At 70.0% G+C, this 17,650-nt stretch carries 22 protein-coding genes, 1 tRNA gene and 1 pseudogene; 15 read left to right on the top strand and 9 right to left on the bottom strand.

What is annotated here, in order from left to right; all coding sequences use genetic code 11:
• Positions 1 to 153 precede the first annotated feature (153 nt).
• From J2Z30_RS30235 to J2Z30_RS30225, 3 genes are all read left to right on the top strand, one after another.
• Positions 154 to 537, top strand: a complete 384-nt coding sequence (locus J2Z30_RS30235; protein WP_044575515.1) for a VOC family protein — start codon at positions 154 to 156, stop codon at positions 535 to 537.
• A gap of 190 nt (positions 538 to 727) precedes the next feature.
• Entirely contained in the window at positions 728 to 1,276 is a 549-nt protein-coding gene (locus J2Z30_RS30230; RefSeq protein WP_078956893.1) for a DUF1062 domain-containing protein, read from the top strand.
• 344 nt (positions 1,277 to 1,620) lie between these two features.
• Positions 1,621 to 2,361: a class I SAM-dependent methyltransferase gene (locus J2Z30_RS30225; protein WP_044575521.1), complete on the top strand. Its 741-nt coding sequence runs from the start codon at positions 1,621 to 1,623 to the stop codon at positions 2,359 to 2,361.
• Between the two features lie 11 nt (positions 2,362 to 2,372).
• Here the strand turns inward: J2Z30_RS30225 and J2Z30_RS30220 are convergent, their stop codons facing one another.
• Positions 2,373 to 2,576 (bottom strand): hypothetical protein, encoded by a 204-nt coding sequence (locus J2Z30_RS30220; RefSeq protein WP_044575524.1) that lies wholly within the window; start codon positions 2,574 to 2,576, stop codon positions 2,373 to 2,375.
• Positions 2,577 to 2,815: 239 nt separating this feature from the next.
• Between J2Z30_RS30220 and J2Z30_RS30215 the strand changes: the two genes are divergently transcribed.
• Entirely contained in the window at positions 2,816 to 3,778 is a 963-nt protein-coding gene (locus tag J2Z30_RS30215; protein ID WP_245388580.1) for an alpha/beta hydrolase, read from the top strand.
• Between the two features lie 10 nt (positions 3,779 to 3,788).
• Positions 3,789 to 4,553 (top strand): helix-turn-helix transcriptional regulator, encoded by a 765-nt coding sequence (locus J2Z30_RS30210; RefSeq protein WP_044575527.1) that lies wholly within the window; start codon positions 3,789 to 3,791, stop codon positions 4,551 to 4,553.
• Here the strand turns inward: J2Z30_RS30210 and J2Z30_RS30205 are convergent.
• Positions 4,488 to 4,679 (bottom strand): hypothetical protein, encoded by a 192-nt coding sequence (locus tag J2Z30_RS30205; RefSeq protein WP_209468902.1) that lies wholly within the window; start codon positions 4,677 to 4,679, stop codon positions 4,488 to 4,490. The genes J2Z30_RS30210 and J2Z30_RS30205 overlap by 66 nt on opposite strands.
• A gap of 86 nt (positions 4,680 to 4,765) precedes the next feature.
• Here J2Z30_RS30205 and J2Z30_RS30200 point away from each other — a divergent pair, with 86 nt between their 5' ends.
• Positions 4,766 to 5,005, top strand: a complete 240-nt coding sequence (locus J2Z30_RS30200) for a hypothetical protein (protein ID WP_044575530.1) — start codon at positions 4,766 to 4,768, stop codon at positions 5,003 to 5,005.
• On the opposite strand, the gene J2Z30_RS30195 is transcribed toward J2Z30_RS30200, so the two are convergent.
• Positions 5,006 to 5,638, bottom strand: a complete 633-nt coding sequence (locus J2Z30_RS30195) for a class I SAM-dependent methyltransferase (RefSeq protein WP_245388579.1) — start codon at positions 5,636 to 5,638, stop codon at positions 5,006 to 5,008.
• A gap of 137 nt (positions 5,639 to 5,775) precedes the next feature.
• Between J2Z30_RS30195 and J2Z30_RS30190 the strand changes: the two genes are divergently transcribed.
• Positions 5,776 to 5,846: transfer RNA gene (locus tag J2Z30_RS30190), tRNA-Cys, on the top strand.
• On the opposite strand, the gene J2Z30_RS30185 is transcribed toward J2Z30_RS30190, so the two are convergent.
• Positions 5,846 to 6,769 (bottom strand): SDR family NAD(P)-dependent oxidoreductase, encoded by a 924-nt coding sequence (locus J2Z30_RS30185; protein WP_044575534.1) that lies wholly within the window; start codon positions 6,767 to 6,769, stop codon positions 5,846 to 5,848. The genes J2Z30_RS30190 and J2Z30_RS30185 overlap by 1 nt on opposite strands.
• A gap of 99 nt (positions 6,770 to 6,868) precedes the next feature.
• Here J2Z30_RS30185 and J2Z30_RS30180 point away from each other — a divergent pair, with 99 nt between their 5' ends.
• Entirely contained in the window at positions 6,869 to 7,534 is a 666-nt protein-coding gene (locus J2Z30_RS30180) for a TetR/AcrR family transcriptional regulator (RefSeq protein WP_044575537.1), read from the top strand.
• Positions 7,535 to 7,547: 13 nt separating this feature from the next.
• Positions 7,548 to 7,841 (top strand): annotated as a pseudogene (locus J2Z30_RS30175) (transposase); the annotation flags it as partial.
• 3 nt (positions 7,842 to 7,844) lie between these two features.
• Here J2Z30_RS30175 and J2Z30_RS30170 read toward each other — a convergent pair.
• From J2Z30_RS30170 to J2Z30_RS30160, 3 genes are all read right to left on the bottom strand, one after another.
• On the bottom strand, positions 7,845 to 8,330 hold the full coding sequence (locus J2Z30_RS30170) for an NUDIX domain-containing protein (protein WP_044575540.1): 486 nt from the start codon (positions 8,328 to 8,330) through the stop codon (positions 7,845 to 7,847).
• A 77-nt stretch (positions 8,331 to 8,407) separates the two neighbouring features.
• Positions 8,408 to 9,094, bottom strand: coding sequence for a response regulator (locus tag J2Z30_RS30165; protein WP_044575544.1), 687 nt, complete (start codon positions 9,092 to 9,094; stop codon positions 8,408 to 8,410).
• On the bottom strand, positions 9,091 to 10,389 hold the full coding sequence (locus tag J2Z30_RS30160; protein ID WP_044575547.1) for a sensor histidine kinase: 1,299 nt from the start codon (positions 10,387 to 10,389) through the stop codon (positions 9,091 to 9,093). The genes J2Z30_RS30165 and J2Z30_RS30160 overlap by 4 nt, the downstream gene beginning before the upstream one ends.
• Positions 10,390 to 10,608: 219 nt before the next feature.
• Here J2Z30_RS30160 and J2Z30_RS30155 point away from each other — a divergent pair, with 219 nt between their 5' ends.
• Positions 10,609 to 11,301 carry an ABC transporter ATP-binding protein gene (locus tag J2Z30_RS30155; RefSeq protein WP_044575551.1) on the top strand — a complete coding sequence of 231 codons (693 nt, stop codon included), beginning with the start codon at positions 10,609 to 10,611 and terminating at the stop codon, positions 11,299 to 11,301.
• Positions 11,298 to 13,715, top strand: coding sequence for an ABC transporter permease (locus J2Z30_RS30150; RefSeq protein WP_044575554.1), 2,418 nt, complete (start codon positions 11,298 to 11,300; stop codon positions 13,713 to 13,715). The genes J2Z30_RS30155 and J2Z30_RS30150 overlap by 4 nt, the downstream gene beginning before the upstream one ends.
• Positions 13,716 to 13,748: 33 nt before the next feature.
• Here J2Z30_RS30150 and J2Z30_RS30145 read toward each other — a convergent pair whose 3' ends face one another.
• Entirely contained in the window at positions 13,749 to 14,177 is a 429-nt protein-coding gene (locus tag J2Z30_RS30145) for an ATP-binding protein (RefSeq protein WP_044575556.1), read from the bottom strand.
• A 121-nt stretch (positions 14,178 to 14,298) separates the two neighbouring features.
• Between J2Z30_RS30145 and J2Z30_RS30140 the strand changes: the two genes are divergently transcribed.
• From J2Z30_RS30140 to J2Z30_RS30125, 4 genes are read left to right on the top strand one after another with little or no spacing between them, the layout of a single operon-like run.
• Positions 14,299 to 15,150 carry a helix-turn-helix domain-containing protein gene (locus tag J2Z30_RS30140; RefSeq protein WP_044581950.1) on the top strand — a complete coding sequence of 284 codons (852 nt, stop codon included), beginning with the start codon at positions 14,299 to 14,301 and terminating at the stop codon, positions 15,148 to 15,150.
• Between the two features lie 10 nt (positions 15,151 to 15,160).
• Complete coding sequence (locus tag J2Z30_RS30135; protein WP_044581951.1) at positions 15,161 to 15,361, top strand: DUF397 domain-containing protein; 201 nt, start codon at positions 15,161 to 15,163, stop codon at positions 15,359 to 15,361.
• 15 nt (positions 15,362 to 15,376) lie between these two features.
• A complete protein-coding gene (gene recO / locus J2Z30_RS30130; RefSeq protein ID WP_044575559.1) occupies positions 15,377 to 16,126 on the top strand; it encodes a DNA repair protein RecO in 750 nt (249 codons plus the stop codon).
• A 50-nt stretch (positions 16,127 to 16,176) separates the two neighbouring features.
• Positions 16,177 to 17,010, top strand: coding sequence for an isoprenyl transferase (locus tag J2Z30_RS30125; RefSeq protein ID WP_044575563.1), 834 nt, complete (start codon positions 16,177 to 16,179; stop codon positions 17,008 to 17,010).
• 31 nt (positions 17,011 to 17,041) lie between these two features.
• On the opposite strand, the gene J2Z30_RS30120 is transcribed toward J2Z30_RS30125, so the two are convergent.
• Entirely contained in the window at positions 17,042 to 17,620 is a 579-nt protein-coding gene (locus tag J2Z30_RS30120; RefSeq protein ID WP_044575566.1) for a TetR/AcrR family transcriptional regulator, read from the bottom strand.
• Positions 17,621 to 17,650: the final 30 nt, after the last annotated feature.

Below are 17,650 nucleotides of genomic sequence, written 5' to 3'. Positions count from 1 at the left end.
GGTCACCCCCCCCCCCCCGGGCGGGCCCGGCCCCCCCCCCCCCCCCCCCCCCCCCCCCCCCCCCCCCCCCCCCCCGGGCCCGGCCCCCCCCCCCCCCCCCCCCCCCCCCCCGCGGCCGATGGCTTTTCGGGTTCTCTCCGTAGACTGACGGGCATGGCATGCCGCATCAGTGAGCTGATCCTCGACTGCGCCGACCCCGAGCGGCTCGCCGCGTTCTGGAGCGAGGTTCTCGGCTACGTCGAACTCGACCGGGAGGACGACGGAAGCATCGAGATCGGGCCGCCCGACGCCGGCTTCGGCGGTCTGCAGCCCACCCTCGTCCTCAGCCCCAGCAGCGATCCCCGGCCCGAGAAGCTCCGACTGCACCTCGACGTCAACGCCACCGACCGCGACCAGGACGCCGAGCTGGAGCGGCTGCTCGCGCTCGGCGCCAGGCCCGCCGACGTCGGCCAGACCGGCACCGAGAACTGGCACGTCCTGGCCGACCCCGAAGGCAACGAGTTCTGCCTTCTGCACCGCCGGCTCCAGCCCCGCTGACCTGCTTCGGCAAAAACCAGTGGAGCGGCACCACGCTGCGCCATTAGCGTGCTGCCGACCCAAGTCGCCCAGTCGAGGACGTGCCGTTGTACACCGTGTGAGACCTCCCAAGCGCTGATTTGTCGCGCGTCGCGCATATGCGCCGCGCTCTTTTTTGCTGCGGATTTCTCACTGAAACCGGTGTATTTCTGTGCTCAATAACTGGGTGGTCATGCCCACCTGCCTGCCGCTCGTTCTCCGCCGTTGCCACGCGTGCGCGTCCGAGCGCTTCCGGGCAAGCGGTAAATTCCGCGTCAACGCGAACCACAAGCTCATCGACGCCTGGCTCCTCGTGCTCTGTACCGCCTGCGGGGAAACGGCGAAGCTCACGGTCCTGGAGCGGATGAACGTGCGCTCCGTACGACCCGAGCTGCTGGACCGGCTGCATGACAACGACCTCGCCCTGACAGCCGAGTTGCTCCAGGATCCGGTCGTACGGCGCCGTAATCGCATCGCCCTCGACTGGGACAACGCCTGGCGCCTCGACACCGGCGGATCGGATCACCTGGACTGTGAGGTCATGGATGTCTCGGTCCGCTTCGCGGCGCGGATCCCCGTCCGGCCGGTGCGGCTGATCGCTGAAGGCTGCGGTCTTTCCCGGGCCGAGGTGGAGAGACTGATCACGGAGGGCAAGCTCGTTTCGGCGGTCCGGCTGAACGCCAAGCTCACCGGCGACTTCACCTTCACGCTCAAGCGCTGAGCCCTCCTCGGGACCAGGGGCCTGTCCGGCATCATCCACCGGGCAGGCCCCAGTCTCGGAACGGCGCTGTGCACATCGGCGCCGCCGTGTTACGTACGGTGAGGTAGGAGTAACCCTCGGCCGAGCCACCGTCCCGGCTGGTGGATGTGATGAGCGTTACCGCTCCGGGGTGCCGGTACGCGCCGCCCCGTCGTCCCGTGCCGCCAACTCACCCGAAACGCGCCCAGGTCGGCCGCCGGGGCGCAACGCACCGGCCCTCCGCGCCGCCTCCCGCATTCGCGCAGGTGGGCACCGTCACACGGCGAGGGGTCCGCCGATGCGGAGCCGGTATGTAGCGTGCGCCCATGCATGCCACGGATGACTCGACCACCCCGCATGACCACGTCCTCGGACAGCGCGCCGCCGGAGGCTGGATGTTCCTCCTCGAGGCAGCCCGCGACATGCGCACCACCGGGGCCCTCGCCCCCAGCGGCAGGGCGCTGGCCCACGCGCTGACCGAACCGGTGCGCTCACAGGCGGGGCGGCCGCTGAGCGTCCTGGAGGCCGGCGCCGGTACCGGGTCGGTCACCCGTTCCCTGATCCACCAGTTGCCGACGGGCAGCCGCCTGGACATCGTCGAGGCCAACCCCCGCTTCACCGGCCGGCTGCGCGACCTCGTCCGCACCCACCCCCACCTGGCCGGACGGTCCGAGCGGATACGTGTGCACGAGGCCTACGTCGAGGAACTCGACGTAGGCCGCCGTTACGACGCGATCATCTCGGCCCTGCCCTTCGCCAACTTCGATCCCCGCCAGATCGAGGCGATCATGGGCCGGTATCTGGAGCTGCTGCGCCCCGGCGGCCTCCTGGCCTACTTCGCCTACCGCGGCACCCGGCGGGCCCGCAGCCTGCTCCCCTCCCGGAACCAGGCGCGGCGGCACCGGGCCGCCGAAGAGGTGCTGGCCGACTACCGCCGCCGTTACGCCACCGGCCGCAGCACGGTCTGGGCCAACCTGCCCCCGGCCGACGTCTGGCACCTGCGCCGCCCCGCGGGCAGCCTCCCGGCCGCGAGCCGGACATCCGCCGGAGCCGCGGCCGGCTGGTGACCTGGCAGGCCCTAGTCCCGGAACGAACCGTCCGCCCTGCGCGCGTGCCTGGACAGCAGGTGCTTGCACTGCGGGCAGTGCCGCCTGAACCCCTTCTTGACCAGATAGCTGATGCCGATCGTCACCACATGCATCAGCCCCACCGCCGCGTTCTGGAACAGTCGCCCCAGCCACGACCTCGTACACGTCTCACAGTCCCGGCAACCGGCCGCCATGGCGTATCCCCCCAACTCGTCGCTGACCTGCCCCGCACCACCAGTGTGCGCAACGGAGAACGCCGCCGAGCCGCCAACCGCCCTCCCTCCGCCGGTTGTGACCGGCCCAGATCGTGTCCAGCACACGGCTGTGACATCGCGGCGGCGACGTCGCGGCCACGACATCGCACAGGCCATGACGTAGATCACAGGGAAAGGGTGACAGGGTGTTGTCGCGGGTGGCTGCGAACGTCGGTGGCATGACGATCACAGATGTCGGCGGCATGACGATCACAGATGAGGACTGCCTCGCCGAAACCCTTGCCTTCAACGAGAAGTTCGAGGCCGACGCGGCGAGCCGACCGGCCCGTGGACCGGTGCCGAGCGCGGCCACACTGGCGCTTCTGCGGCGCAACCGGCTCGGCGCCGACACCCCACCGGTGAGACTGGAGCACGGCCAGGACCGCGTCGTCGCGGGCGGGGTGAAAGTGCGGACGTTCGTACCGGACCGCGTCGACGGCGTGCATCTGCACATCCACGGTGGCAGCTGGGCGTTCGGCGCCGCGGACGGGCAGGATGAAAGGCTCTGGCGGCTTGCCGTGGAGGCGCGGCTGGCGGTGGTGAGCGTGGAGTACCGCCTGGCGCCGGAACACCCGTTCCCCGCCGGGCCCGACGACTGCGAAGCGGTCGCCCGGTGGCTGGTGGAGCACGCCGCAACCGAGTTCGGTACGGAACGGCTGCTGATCGGCGGCGAATCGGCCGGTGCCCACCTCAGCGTCGTGACACTGCTGCGCCTTCGCGACCGGCACGGCATCACCGGCGCGTTCCGGGCGGCCCACCTGCTCTTCGGCCCCTACGACCTGTCGATGACACCGAGCCAGCGGCTGTTCGGCCCCCGACCGCGGCTGAGCAACACCGATTCGCTCCGGGGCGCCTATGAACTGTTCACGCCGGGGATGGGGGCGGAGCAGCGCCGCGACCCCGAGGTCTCCCCGCTCTTCGCGGACCTGGCCGGTCTGCCATCCGCCCGCCTCGTCGTCGGCACCGAGGACCCGCTGCTGGACGACTCCCTGTTCCTGGCCCAGCGTTGGCGGTCGGCCGGCGCGCCCGTACGGCTCGACGTCATCGCCGGCGCGATGCACGGCTTCACCCTGTTCCCCCTCACCATCACCGAGCGGGAACAGCGGCGCGAGCGGGACTTCCTGGCCACGGCGTGCCGGTAGCGTCGGCCCCATGAACCGCACCGCCCGGCTGTACGCGCTGGTGGAGGAGTTGCGCGCGGCCGCGCCGCGGCCACTGACGGTCGCGGCGCTCGCCGCGCGATTCGAGATCAGCACCCGCACGGTGCAGCGCGACCTCCAGACGCTGATGGACACCGGCGTTCCGGTGCGCACCACACCCGGGCGGGGCGGGGGCTGGTCCATCTCCCCGGAGATGACCCTCCCTCCGATCCACTTCACCGCCGAAGAAGCCTCCGCACTGACCGCCGCGCTCGCCGCTGTCGGCGCCGCCACCCCCTACGCGGGCGCGGCCCGCACCGCGGCCCAGAAGATCGCGGCCTCGATGACCGGCCCCGCATCGGCGGCGGCCCGCGAACTCGCCGCACGGATCGTCGCGCGGCCGACCCGAACCGACTCCGAGATCCGCACCGCCGTGGAACGGGCCCTCACCCACAACGTGGCGCTGCGGCTGTCCTACACCGACGCGTCCGGACGCGAAACCGACCGAGTCGTGGAACCGTCCGGACTCCTCACCGCCGAAGGCCGCTGGTACCTCATCGCCTGGTGCCGCACCCGCCGCGCCGGCCGAGGCTTCCGCCTGGACCGCATCACCGCGGCGACCCCCACCGACGAACAGGCCCGGCCCCACAACCTGACCGACCTCCTCCTCGGCTCAACCGCCACCGACGCGATCCGGCCCACCACACTGGCCTCACTGGCCCCGCAAAGCGCGCAGGCGTTCGGTGTGCCGGGTCTGGAGCGCGGTGGTGGCCCGTAGGAAATCCATGACCAGTTCCAACTGCTCCGCGCTGTACAGCGCCCCGAGTTCCTTCGCGCCGTCCTCGATGAGCGGGGCCATGAGCTCGTAGCAGCGCCGGGTCGCTTCCGGCGTTACCTTGACCACGCTCCTGCGGCGGTAACACCGCGCTGCGCGACGCCACACTGCTGTGCCGCGAGCTGACTGCCGTCGCGGGCGGGCGCAAGCGGCTGTTGGCCGCGATCGGCGACTACGAGGCCGAGATGATCCCCTACGGCTACGAGCGCGTCGCCGAATCCCTCACCAGCAATGGCACCAGCGGCGACGATCCGGTCTTCCGGCCCGTCACCGGCCGCCTCGCGCTCTTCGCCGCCCGCAGCTATTTCGCCGCGACCAGCAGGGTCCCCGCCCTGCGCCGCAAGTTCCTGGCCGACCTCTCCACCTACCGTGGCGAGGACTTGGCCGGCTCTTGATCACTCGGTGAGGGGTTCGCGCAGCGCGAACCAGATGTGCTTGCCGGTGGGCTGTTGGCCGAGTTCCCAGGTGGCGGCCCGGGAATAGGCCCACCCTTCACTTGGGAGCGCTCGCGCGCACCATGAGGGTGCCGACGTCTGTCGGCCTGGGCGCGGGGAGCACACGGGCGTCGATGTCGACGAACCCGGTCCGCTTGAGCAGATCGGCCCACCACTGTGGCGGGTACGACCAGCGCAGGAGGGTGAGCTTGCGGCCCGCGAGGCGGTTCCCGTACATCGGCTGCGGGCCGTAGTAGGCTCAGTCGTACCGAGGTAGCCGCATGCCTCGGCCTGGACGAATGTCAGCCCAGGGGTGCCGTCCCACCATCGGCGGGCACGTGCGACCTGGGCGGCGGAGAAGTCCAACGCGGTCACCGCGACGCCGGTACGAGCGAGGTACACGGCCTCCTTGCCCTCGGCACAGCCCAGCTCCAGCGCGATACGCGGGCTGCCCAGGAACTCCTCGCCGGGGCCGTGCCCGTCGTACTGGGTCCACGCGAAGGTCTCAACGTCAGGCGTCGGCTGCTCGCCCTCCTCGCGGTACGGCTTGTAGGTGTCCCAGTACTCCGGCAAGGTGGTCGACTCGCGCGGCATGGGCGTCCTCCGGGGTGTCCGACAGGCAGGACACCGTACCCATGTCCCTCGTTGGTCACAGCGGAATCGGCTGTTAACCGTCCAGGTTCCGGTTCGGGTCCGGGCGTCGGAGCTCCGCCCGTCGTCCCGGGCGGCCCGGTCGTATGCGCGAGGGGTCAGGGAACCGCCTGCAAAGCGGTGCACACCGGTTCGGATCCGGTTGCGGCCTCAGGAATCCATCCGCTGTGGAGTCACCGCTGAGAATGTCACCCCGGTGAGCTCCTCGGAGACGGTCCACAGGCGCTGCTGGGCGGCCTGGTCGTGGGAGTCGGGGCTGGAGGTGACCAGCTTCGGGTAGCCGTGGACCTCGCCGCGGTTGCCGGGGCCGTAGTACTGGCCGCCGGTGACGGCCGGATCGGTGGCGGCGCGCAGGGTGGGCAGGGCGCCCATCTCGGCTTTCTGGGTGAGCAGCGGCGCGAGCCAGGTGATGGGCCCGCGAAGCGCGGCGGGCGTGTTGCGGGCGAGCTCGGTGTTGGACACGCCGGGATGGGCGGCCACCGCGACCGTGGTGCCGTGCGGTGCGAGCCGGCGCTGCAGTTCGTACGTGAACATCAGGTTGGCGAGTTTGGCCTGGCCGTAGGCGGCGACGCGGCTGTACGAGCGCTCCCATTGCAGGTCGTCGAAGTGGATGGCGGCCCGGATGCGGTGACCTGTGCTGCTGACCGTCACGACGCGGGAGCCGGGGAAGGGCAGGAGCCGGTCCAGCAGCAGGCCGGTCAGGGCGAAGTGGCCGAGGTGGTTGGTGCCGAACTGCAGCTCGAAGCCGTCGGCGGTGGTCTGGCGCGGGGTGTACATCACGCCCGCGTTGTTGATCAGAAGGTCGATGCGCGGGTGGGTCGCGCGCAGGTCGGCCGCCGCGGACCGGATCGCGTCCAGGGAGGCCAGGTCGAGGGCCTGGACGGTGACGTCGCCGGTGATGCGGGCGGCTGCCTGCTTGCCCTTCTCCACGTCGCGGACCGCCAGGACCACCGCCGCCCCGCGCGCCGCGAGCATCCGGGCGGTCTCGAAGCCCAGCCCGGTGTTGGCGCCGGTCACGATCGCCACCCGGCCGTGCTGGTCAGGGATGTGCTGCTCTGTCCAGTTGCCGCTCATGGCGCGCCCCTAAAGAACCATCGGTCTGTTATGAGCCCAATGTAAAAGACCGCCGGTCTCCTGTCAAGGGACCGGTGGTCTTTAAGATAGGCTGAGGGTGTGACATTTCAGCGGGCGCGAAGCGAGGAGCAGCGGGAGATCCGCCGCCGGGCGATCCTGGACACGGCGGCGGCGATGCTCGACGAGATGCCCGTGGCCGAGGTGAGCCTCAACGAGCTCAGCCGGCGGGTGGGCCTGGCCAAGTCGAACGTCCTGCGGTATTTCGAGTCGCGCGAGGCGGTGCTGCTCGAACTGCTGGACGTCTTTCTGGAGAGCTGGCTCGCCGAGCTGGCGGACGAGCTGGCCGCGGGTATCGAGGCGCATGCGGCGCCGGAAGTGCGGGCGGGCCGGCTGGCCGAGGTCCTCAGCCGGTCGCTGGCGGGCCGGGTGGTGCTGTGCGACCTCTTCGGCGCGCAGGGCGGCGTCCTTGAGCACAATGTCTCGGTCGAGGTGGTCAAGCGGCACAAGCGCTCCTCCCTCACGCGGCTCGCGGCCATGACCGAGCTCGTGCGCCGCCACGTGCCCGAACTCGGCGACGACGCACAGCTGTTCTGCCTGATGAGCCTGGTCTCGGCGGGTGCCCTGTCGGCGTACGTCCCGCCGCCGCCCAGCCTCCTCGCCGCCTACGCGGACGAGCCTGCCCTCGGCGTGCTCAACTTGGAGTTGCGTGACGCTCTGCGGATCTCCTTCACCTCGACGCTTCTGGGCGTGCTGCCGCGCGCCTGAACTGCGTTTCGGCCTCGGACGCTCCCGAGGCGGGCTGACCACCAAGATCCATCCGGCCGTCGAGCAGGGGCAGAAGCCGCTGTCCGTCGTGCTCACGGCCGGGCAGCGGGGTGACTCGCCGCAGTTCAAACCGGTCCTGGAAGCGATCCGGGTGCCCCGGCTCGGACGAGGGCGGCCGCGCAGGCGCCCGGACCGGGTGACGGCCGACAAGGCGTACGACTCCCGTGGTAACCGGGCGTACCTGCGGAGACGCGGTATCAAGGTTGCCATCCCGGTCCCGGCCGACCGGGACCGCAACGGGCATAAGCCGCTATGAGGCAACCGTGCTGGTCGCAGTCCTCAACGAATGGCTGTGAACGGCACTCTGCCCCTTGGGCCGCAGCATCCGAAGCGCATCGGAAGCCGCCGGCGAGAGCATGGAGTCACGCAGGTCCGCCAGGGGGGTCCAAACCGCCGCATCGGTGGAACCGTCGATCTCGGCCACCGCCAGTGCCCCGGCCTTGAGGTCAACGGCGTAGAACAGTGCGGTGAGGCTCCAGTTGACTCCGTGTCGCTGAACTGCGTATGTCCGCGCGTCGAGCAGTTGAGCAGCGGCCAATTCAAGACCGGTCTCCTCCAGAAGCTCACGCGCCAGGGCCTCCACAGGCTGCTCACCTCGGTCGATTCCTCCGCCCGGCAGGTGCCACAGCCCTGGAGCAAAGATGGGCGATGCGTCCGACAACCGGGCCAAGAGCAGCCGCTCGTCTTCCACCGCGATGGCGTACGCCGAGACACGCGTCTGCACGTGAGTATCCATGGTGCTCGTCCCTCCCCAGATCAAAGCCACCCGGCGAGGACTCTAGCTCCCCCGAAGACCGACTTTCGCGACAGGCCCTAGGCGCCCCCTCCCGGGGCGATCAGCCCCGTCTCGTAGGCGAAGACGACGGCCTGGACGCGGTCGCGCAGGTCCAGCTTCGACAGGATGCGGCCGACGTGGCTCTTGACCGTGGTCGGGCTGAGGAACAGCCGGGAGGCGAGTTCGGCATTACTGAGGCCCGTCGCGAGTAGGCGGAGCACCTCGAGCTCGCGCGGGGTCAGGCCGGACAGATCGCGGTGCGGGGCGATGGTCTGCGGTTCGTCGTGATGGGCGAAGCGCTCGATCAGCCGACGAGTGATCGTGGGCGCGAGGAGAGCGTCGCCGGTCTGCACCAGGCGTAAGGCGGAGACCAGATGTTCGGGGGTGACGTCCTTGAGCAGGAAGCCGCTGGCGCCGGCCGTGAGCGCGGCGTAGACGTAGTGGTCGAGGTCGTATGTGGTGAGGATGATGACCCGAGTTCCGGCCGGGCCGGCGTCGCCGATGATGCGCCTGGTGGCCTCGATGCCGTCCATCTCCGGCATCCGGATGTCCATGAGGACGACGTCGGGCCGCGTACGGCGAACCGCTGCCACAGCCTCGGCCCCGTCGGCGGCCTCGGCCGTCACTTCGATGCCGTCCGCGGCCAGGATCATCTTGAAACCGGTGCGTACGAGGGCTTGATCGTCGGCGATGACGGCGCGCAGAGGTGGCCGGTCCGCGGTCATACCGCGCTCCGTGGGATGCGGGCCGTCACCCGGTAGCCGCCGGTCGGCGTCGGTCCGGCCGTCAGCTCGCCCTTGTAGACGGCCAACCGCTCGCGCAGCCCCATGTGGCCACGGCCGTTGCTCTGCACCGGCGGGGAATCCTTGGCGCCGCCGGTGTCCGTGATCTCGATCTCCAGACAGGCGTCGGTGTAACCAATGGCGACGGATGCCTGCGCGCCGCGCGCATGTTTGATCGTGTTGGTCAGCGCCTCCTGTACGACGCGATACGCCGCGAGGTCCACCCCCGGTGGCAGCGGATCCGGTGGCAGCGACACCCCGACGCTTACGGGTGTACCGGCGGCGCGTACTCGTGCGACGAGCGCGTCGAGCTGCGCGAGCCCAGGCTGGGGCTCCAGGCCGTCGGGCCTCTCATGGTCCGGGGCGGCCAACAGGCCCATCACGTGGCGGAGTTCAGCCATGGCGGCCCGACCGCCCGCCTCGACGGCCAGTAGTGCCTCCTTGGACTGCTCGGGCGCCATGTCCATCACTTTGCGGGCCGCGCCGGCCTGGATCACCATCACGCTCACATTGTGGGTCACAACATCGTGCAGTTCGGCGGCAATGCGGGCACGCTCCTCCTCGACGGCGCGGCGCGTGGCCTCCTCCTGAGCGGCCTGCAGTTCTGTCATCCGGTCCCGGCTGGAGGCCAGCCGCAGTTGCAGAAATCGGACGAGGCTGGCCAGCATCCCTGCCACCAGGAGCACGAATCCTGGGCTGGACCATCCGGGGAGCACGGGTTCCGCGTTGCGGAAAGCGAAGCCGGACAGCGCGGCGGCGATCACCAGGACGGCGATCGCCGTTATCCGGTAACGGCTGTATACGACGGCGCTGTAGGCGCCGATGACACAGGCCAGGACGGTGATCCAGGAGGCGGAGCTGCCGATGGCCAGTGCTGCTCCCAGCACCACCACGAACAAGGTCAGCGGATACCGGCGCCTGGCTGACAGCGGCAGCGTCGACAGGACGACCAGGGCCCAGGGCACGGAGGAGGGTTCTTCCTCCACGGGCACCTGGCCAGGGTCGGGCGGCGGGGGCGGGGCTGGGACCCCGGTCCCGACGTCCACCGTAGGGGGGTTGATGTTCACCGGCCCGTCGCCGGGATAGCGCACCGCCACGAACAGGGCAATGACGGTCAGTACGACCGCCAGCACCACATCGGCGCGCACCGCTCGGCGGGACAGCGGGGCGGCCTTCGCCTCCGGGCGTAGCGCGTCGATGAGTTGCTGAGGCCGGCTGCGCCGGCCTTCCGTCTCCATCCGTGCATTGTGCTGCGCTCCCCGCCCGGCCCGCGTCCGCCTGTCCGGCCAGGGCATTGCCCCAGGGGCCTGCTTCTCAGGTATGACTCCGCGGCCGAATCCTCCGCAGGAAGGGCCTGATGTCGGTTCCGCGGCCGACGCGCCCCACACACGGCACCTCTAGGTTCGCAGGACTGGCAACGGCATGGCCTCTCGCGACCGCAAGGACGGACAACTCATATGCATCAAGTGATCGAACTGGAGGGTGTGGCGAAGCGCTACGACAGCGCCGGCGCACCGGCGCTCGGACCGCTCACGCTCAGCGTCGCCAAGGGTGAGGCCCTTGCCGTTACGGGCCCTTCCGGCAGCGGCAAGTCCACGCTGCTGGGCCTCGTCGCCGGCCTGGACAAGCCGACCGATGGCGCCGTGATCGTGGCCGGGCGACGGATCGACCAGCTGAGCGAGCACGCCCTCGCCAAGTTCCGTCGCGAGCACATCGGCATGGCCTTCCAGTTCTTCAATCTTCTCGACGATCTCACCGTCACCGACAACATTCAGCTCCCGGCCCAGCTGACCGGGACCAGTCGGCGCAAGGCCGAGGCCCGCGCGTATGAGCTCATGGAGACGCTGGGGATCCAGAAGCATGCCCGCGCCTACCCGGGCCGGCTGTCCGGAGGTGAACGCCAACGGGTCGCGGTCGCCCGTGCCTTGGTCAACCGGCCCGCGCTGCTGCTCGCCGACGAGCCCACCGGTGCGCTCGACACGGCCTCGGGCCACGACGTCCGAAATCTTCTGATGGATCTGCACCGCGCCGGACAGACCATCGTGCTGGTGACGCACGACCTGGCCCTCGCGGAGGCGTGCGCGAGCCGCACGATCCACCTGGTCGACGGTCACCTCGCCCTCGACACGTACGCGCAGGCCGTCCGATGAGCCTGTTCGGTACCGGCGCGCTGGGCCGGGTCGTACGCTCCGGCGTCGGCCGACGGCGGGTGCAGACCGTGGTGATCGCCGTGGCCACGATGATGGCCGTGGCCTCGGCCGTGGTCGCCGGGTCGCTGATGGTCGCCGCGGCCGCTCCCTTCGACAACGCCTTCAAGAAGCAGCAGGGCTCGCACATCACCGCACAGTTCGACCCGGCCAGGGCGAGTGCGGCGCAGCTGGCGAAGACCGGGAAGCTGTCCGGCGTCGCCGCGAGCGCGGGACCGTACCCGTCCACGTCGGTCCGCCCGGTGGACCGGGCGGGCTTCCAACTGCCGGCGCTGACCCTGGTCGGGCGGTCCGCGCCGGACGGCGCCGTGGACCGGGTGGAACTGAAGTCCGGCCGGTGGGCGCGGAAGCCGGGCGAGATCGTGCTCGCCGCCTCGTTCGAGGGGCCCGCCATCGGGATCGGCGCCACCCTGAAGGCTTCGGACGCCGAGGGCGCCCCGGCCCTTTCGATCGTCGGCTTCGCTGTGTCGGCCAGCAAGACCGCTGACTCCTGGGCTACTCCCGCGCAGGTCGACGCGCTGGTGTCGGAGGGCCACCCGGTCGCGAGTCAGATGCTCTACCGCTTCGACTCCGCGAGCACGAAGCAGCAGATCATCGCCGACCGGAAGAAGCTCGCCGCCTCCGTGGGCTCCGGGGCGCTGCTGGGCACCCAGTCCTGGCTGGACACCAAGCGCGCCGCTGATCAGGGTGCGGCGGCGACCGTCCCGTTCGTGATGGCTTTCGGCGCGCTCGGCATCGTGATGTCGGTGATCATCGTCAGCAGTGTGATCAGTGGCGCGGTCGGCACCAGCCTGCGCAGAATCGGCATCCTCAAGGCCATCGGCTTCACTCCGCGCGAGGTCGTACGCGCCTACATGGCCCAGGCGCTGATTCCGGCCGGTGCCGGCATCGCTCTGGGGGTCGTCCTGGGCAACCTCCTTGCCGTGCCCCTGCTGTCCGACACCGAGTCGGTGTACGGCGGCGTCCCGCTTTCGGTGGCCTGGTGGGTGGACGTCACGGTGCCGGCCGCCGCCCTGGCCGTCGTGGGGGTCGCGGCGCTGATTCCCGCGCTGCGGGCCGGCAGGCTGCGTACGGTCGAGGCCATCGCGGTCGGCCGGGCGCCGCGCACGGGGCGCGGCCAGTGGGCACATCGGGCGATGGGGCTGCTGCCGCTGCCGCGACCGGTGACCTACGGTCTCGCCACCCCCTTCACACATCCGGTCCGTACCCTCGCGATGCTGCTCGCGGTGGCGTTCGGTACAGTCGCGGCAACCTTCGCAGTAGGGCTGACCTCGTCCCTTACCGCGATCGGCACTTCGCAGGACCCCGAGAGCCGTGCCGCGGTCACGGTCACGACCACCAAGCTGAACAACGTCGCTCCCCCTCCGCCTCCTCCTGTGGGGGGCAGCGTGGCAAGCCCGTCCCCCGTAAGCGGCAGCGTGGCAAGCACGTCCGAACCCAAGATTGCCGACCCGGCGAAGGTGCGGGCCGCCGTCACGTCGCAGGCGGGCACGGGGTCGTACTACGGCAAGACCCAGACCGAGGTCGCCGTGACCGGGATCTCCGGCTCGGTTCAGGCCAGCCTCTACGAGGGCGATTCGCGCTCCGGCAGCTACGAGATGATCTCCGGGCATTGGATCACCGGCACGCGGCAGGTCGTGGTGCCCACGCGCTTCCTGGAAAAGACCAGCACCAAGATCGGTGACACGGTGCGGGTGACCTACGAGAAGGAGACCGCGAACCTGCAGATTGTGGGCGAATCCTTCGACACCTCCAGCAGCGAGCTGGAGATCCACGCGGACATGGCCAACTTCGCGTCGGCCGAGCCCAGTGCCTTCCTCGTCGAGGTGAAGTCCGGCGTCTCCGCCGACGAGTACGCCCAGAAGGTCGCCGCGGTCATACAGCCGCTGGGCGGCGACGCCACGACCAACACCCCCTCGGGGCAGGAGGGCGTCATCCTCATCATGTCCGCGATGGCGGTGCTGCTCACGCTGATGCTGGTCTCCGTGGCCGGCCTCGGCGTACTCAACTCCGTGGTCCTGGACACCCGGGAACGCATCCACGACCTGGGCGTCTGCAAAGCGATCGGCATGTCGCCACGGCAGACCATGAGCCTCGTGCTCGCCTCGGTGACCGCGATCGGCGTGATCGGCGGGCTGATCGGCGTGCCGGCGGGGTACGCGCTGCACCGCCTCGTCATGCCGGTGATGGGGCGTGCCGTAGGCACCAGTCTGCCGTCGCCGGTCCTCGATGTGTACGAGCCCGTTCAGCTGCTCCTGCTGGGGCTGGGCGGAGTCGTGATCGCGGTGCTGGGGGCGCTGATCCCGGCCGGCTGGGCGGCCAGGGCGCGTACGGCCACGGCGCTGCGCACCGAGTAGCCTCCGGCGGAGCGCGAGCTGCTGGGGCGCCCGTCATTCGGTGGGCGGGTCGCGCAGCTCGAACCAGATGTGCTTGCCGGTGGGGCGCAGCCCGTTCTCCCAGGTGACGCCCCATGCGTAGGCCAGCTCCCGCATCAGGAACAGCCCGCGTCCGCCCTCCTCGTCGGGTGCCGCGTCGCGGGGGTACGGGTGGCGTTCCGGGGAGCCGTCGCGTACGGCGATCGTCGCGATGCGGTCGCGGACGAGGGTGTCGATGTGGATCAGCTGGGTGTCGGTGTGCTGATTGACGTTCGTCACGGCCTCGGAGACCAGGAGTTTCGCCGTGTCCGCGAGGTCGTGCAGGTCGTTGGCCTGGAGGAGTGCGGCGACCGCGTCGCGGCAGACCCTGGGGCTCTTGGGGGAGTTGGGGGCGCTGAGGCGGTAGGCGTATGGGGGTTCGGTGGGTTCGGCGACTTCGGGCATGGCGGTGCTCCCAACACGGTGCGTGATTGGTTCGATGCGCTGCGCTACCAGAACCATAGAGCATCTGAGTGCACGTGTGCACTATGCTTCCGGTAACCGTTAACTGAAGGGGAGCGTGCTGGTGTCACCCAGGTCAGGCCCGACCGCGAGGCAGCGGCGCCTCGGTACGGAACTGCGCAAGATGCGCGAGCACGCCGGAATGACCGTGGCCCGCGCCGGCGAGGAGTTGGGCGCGGATCGCACCCGGATCAGCAACATGGAGGCGGGTCGCCTCGGCATGAGCGAGGAGCGAGTCAGGACGCTCGCGGCAATCTACTCGTGCGCGGACCAGGCGTACGTTGACGCGCTGGCGGCCATGGCCGTGGAGAGGGTGCACGGCTGGTGGGAGGAGTACCGGGGGAAGCTGCCCGCAGGCGCGCTCGATCTGGCCGAACTGGAACACTATGCCGTGAGTCTGAGAACGATGCAGCCGATGCATGTCCCGGGGCTGTTGCAGACGGAGGACTATGCCAGAGCCGTGTTCGCTACGGCGGTACCCGATCTCACCGCGGTCGAGCACCGTCGCAGGCTGTCCCACCGGCTGAAGCGTCGGGACGTACTGGACAGGGACAATCCGCCGCAGTGCACCTTCCTCGTCCACGAGGCCGCGTTGCGGATGCGGTTCGGTGGCGCCAAGGTGGCCCGAGGCCAGTTGGAGTACCTGCTGGAGGCGTCCGAGCGCGACAACGTGACCCTGCGCGTGATTCCGTTCGCGGCCGGAGGTTTTCCTGGCGCGGGGGCTTCCGTACTCTATGCGGCCGGACCGGTGCCGCAGCTGGACACCGTTCAGCTCGACGTGGCGACCGGAGTCGCCTTGGTGGACGCGGAAACGCTCGTTGCCAACTACCGGGAAGTCCTGGACCGGACGCAGGGGCTGTCACTCAGCCCTGAGGACACGCGCGACTTCGTTCGCGACATCGCGCAACAGCTCTGAAGGCATGGAGATGTCGGACATACAACCCTGGCGGAAGTCCTCGTACTCAGGTGACGCGGCCAACAACTGCGTCGAGCTGGCCCGAACCCTGGACGCCGTCCTTCTGCGCGAGAGCGACGAGCCGCAGACCGTGATCACTACCACCCCCACCGCCCTCCGGTCGCTCACCCGGGCCGTCCGGGCCGGGCGGTTCGATCAGCTGTCCCGCTAGGGGACAATGGGCGCCATGAGTCTGTTCCGCGACGACGGCATCGTGCTGCGCACCCAGAAGCTGGGTGAGGCGGACCGGATCATCACGCTGCTCACCCGTAACAACGGCCGGGTCCGCGCCGTCGCGCGGGGCGTGCGGCGGACGAAGTCGAAGTTCGGGGCGCGGCTCGAACCGTTCAGCCATGTCGACGTGCAGTTCTTCTCACGCGGTGGTGGCGAGCTGATCGGCCGCGGGCTGCCGCTGTGTACGCAGAGCGAGACCATCGCTCCGTACGGTGGGTCGATCGTCACGGACTACGCCCGCTACACCGCTGGTACGGCCATGCTGGAGACGGCCGAGCGGTTCACCGACCACGAGGGCGAGCCCGCAGTGCAGCAGTATCTGCTGCTCGTCGGCGCGCTGCGCACCCTCGCCGCCGGGGATCACGAGCCCCATCTCGTCCTGGACGCGTTTCTGCTCCGTTCCCTCGCCGTGAACGGCTACGCACCGAGTTTCGACGACTGCGCCAAGTGCGGGATGCCCGGTCCGAACCGGTTCTTCTCGGTCGGCGCGGGCGGGGTCATCTGCGGAGAGTGCCGGGTGCCCGGAAGCGTCGTACCCTCGGCGGAGTCGCTGACGCTGCTGGGCGCGCTGCTGACCGGGGACTGGGAGACGGCGGACGCGTGTGAGCTGAGGCATGCCCGGGAGGGCAGCGGGCTCGTGGCGGCGTATTTGCACTGGCACCTGGAGCGGGGACTTCGGTCGCTGCGGTACGTAGAGAAGTAGCAGCAGAAGCAGTAGCACAGAGAGCAAGAGCTGAGGGAGACATGGCAGGCATGGCAGGACGCGGGTTTCTGGGCCGACAGCGGCGCGAGTACCGGACCCCGGAGCCGCACCCGTCCGGCGCCCGGCCGCCGAAGATCCCCGGTGAGCTGGTGCCGCAGCACGTGGCCTGCGTGATGGACGGCAACGGCCGCTGGGCCAAGGAGCGCGGGCTGCCGCGCACCGAGGGGCACAAGGTCGGCGAGGGCGTCGTGCTGGACGTGCTCAAGGGCTGCCTCGAGATGGGCGTCAAGAACCTCTCCCTCTACGCCTTCTCGACCGAGAACTGGAAGCGCTCGCCCGACGAGGTGCGCTTCCTGATGAACTTCAACCGCGATGTCATCCGCCGCCGCCGCGACGAGATGGACGCGATGGGCGTCCGGATCCGCTGGGCGGGCCGGATGCCGAAGCTGTGGAAGTCGGTGGCGCAGGAGCTCCAGGTCGCCCAGGAGCAGACCAAGGACAACGACGCCATGACGATGTACTTCTGCATGAACTACGGCGGCCGCGCGGAGATCGCGGACGCGGCGAAGGCGCTGGCGGAGGACGTCCGGGCGGGCCGCCTCGATCCGTCGAAGGTGAACGAGAAGACGTTCGCGAAGTACCTCTACTACCCGGACATGCCGGACGTGGATCTCTTCCTGCGCCCCTCGGGCGAGCAGCGGACGTCCAACTACCTGATCTGGCAGAGCGCGTACGCCGAGATGGTGTACCAGGACGTGCTGTGGCCGGACTTCGACCGGCGCGACCTTTGGCGGGCGTGCCTGGAATTCGCCTCGCGGGACCGCCGCTTCGGCGGGGCGATCCCCAATGAGGAGCAGCTGAAGAAGGACTCCCCGTCCGCGTAAGCGGTAGGAGCGCGAGGCTCTGACCCGATTCTTACTCCGCCGCCACGATGCGCTCCACCGCGGCCGCCACCAGCTGATCCCGCTCCGCCTCCGTGAAGACGTCCGGCAGGGTGAGCTGCTCGACGATCAGCCAGTTCAGCGCCAGCATGAGCAGCTTGACGGCCGTGGCGTCGCCGGGGAGGCCCGATTCCTGGTGGTACGCGACGTTGGCGTCGAGGTCGGCCCGGACCCGCTCGGTGAGAACCTTGCGCAGGCCGGGCCGGCGGGTGGCCTCGAGGCGGAGTTCCAGCAGCGCGAGATAGCCGGTGCGGAATGAGGCGACGCGGCTGACGAGCTCGCGCATCAGCTCCGCGTAGGTCTCCCGGTCGCGGCCCGCCGCCCGCTGGCGGGCGATCGTGGCCTCGTCGGGCTGGAGCCGCTCATAGACGCGGGCGCCGGCCTGGGTGAGCACGTCGTCGCGGCTGCCGAAGTAGTTGGACGCGGTCCCGGCGGGTACGGCGGCCTCGGCGTCCACCGCGCGGAAGGTCAGGCCGCGCGCGCCCTCCTTGGCCAGTACCTCGATCGCGGCGTCCACGAGGGCGGCGCGCCGCTGGTCGTTCCGTCTCACCATTGACACCACTCCAGCTGTAGTACTACGTTC

It is taken from the genome of Streptomyces iranensis (genome assembly GCF_017874715.1).
Classification (GTDB): Bacteria; Actinomycetota; Actinomycetes; order Streptomycetales; family Streptomycetaceae; genus Streptomyces; species Streptomyces iranensis.
Note: the sequence above shows the minus strand (reverse complement) of the source record. Positions and strands in the feature narration are given on the sequence as shown.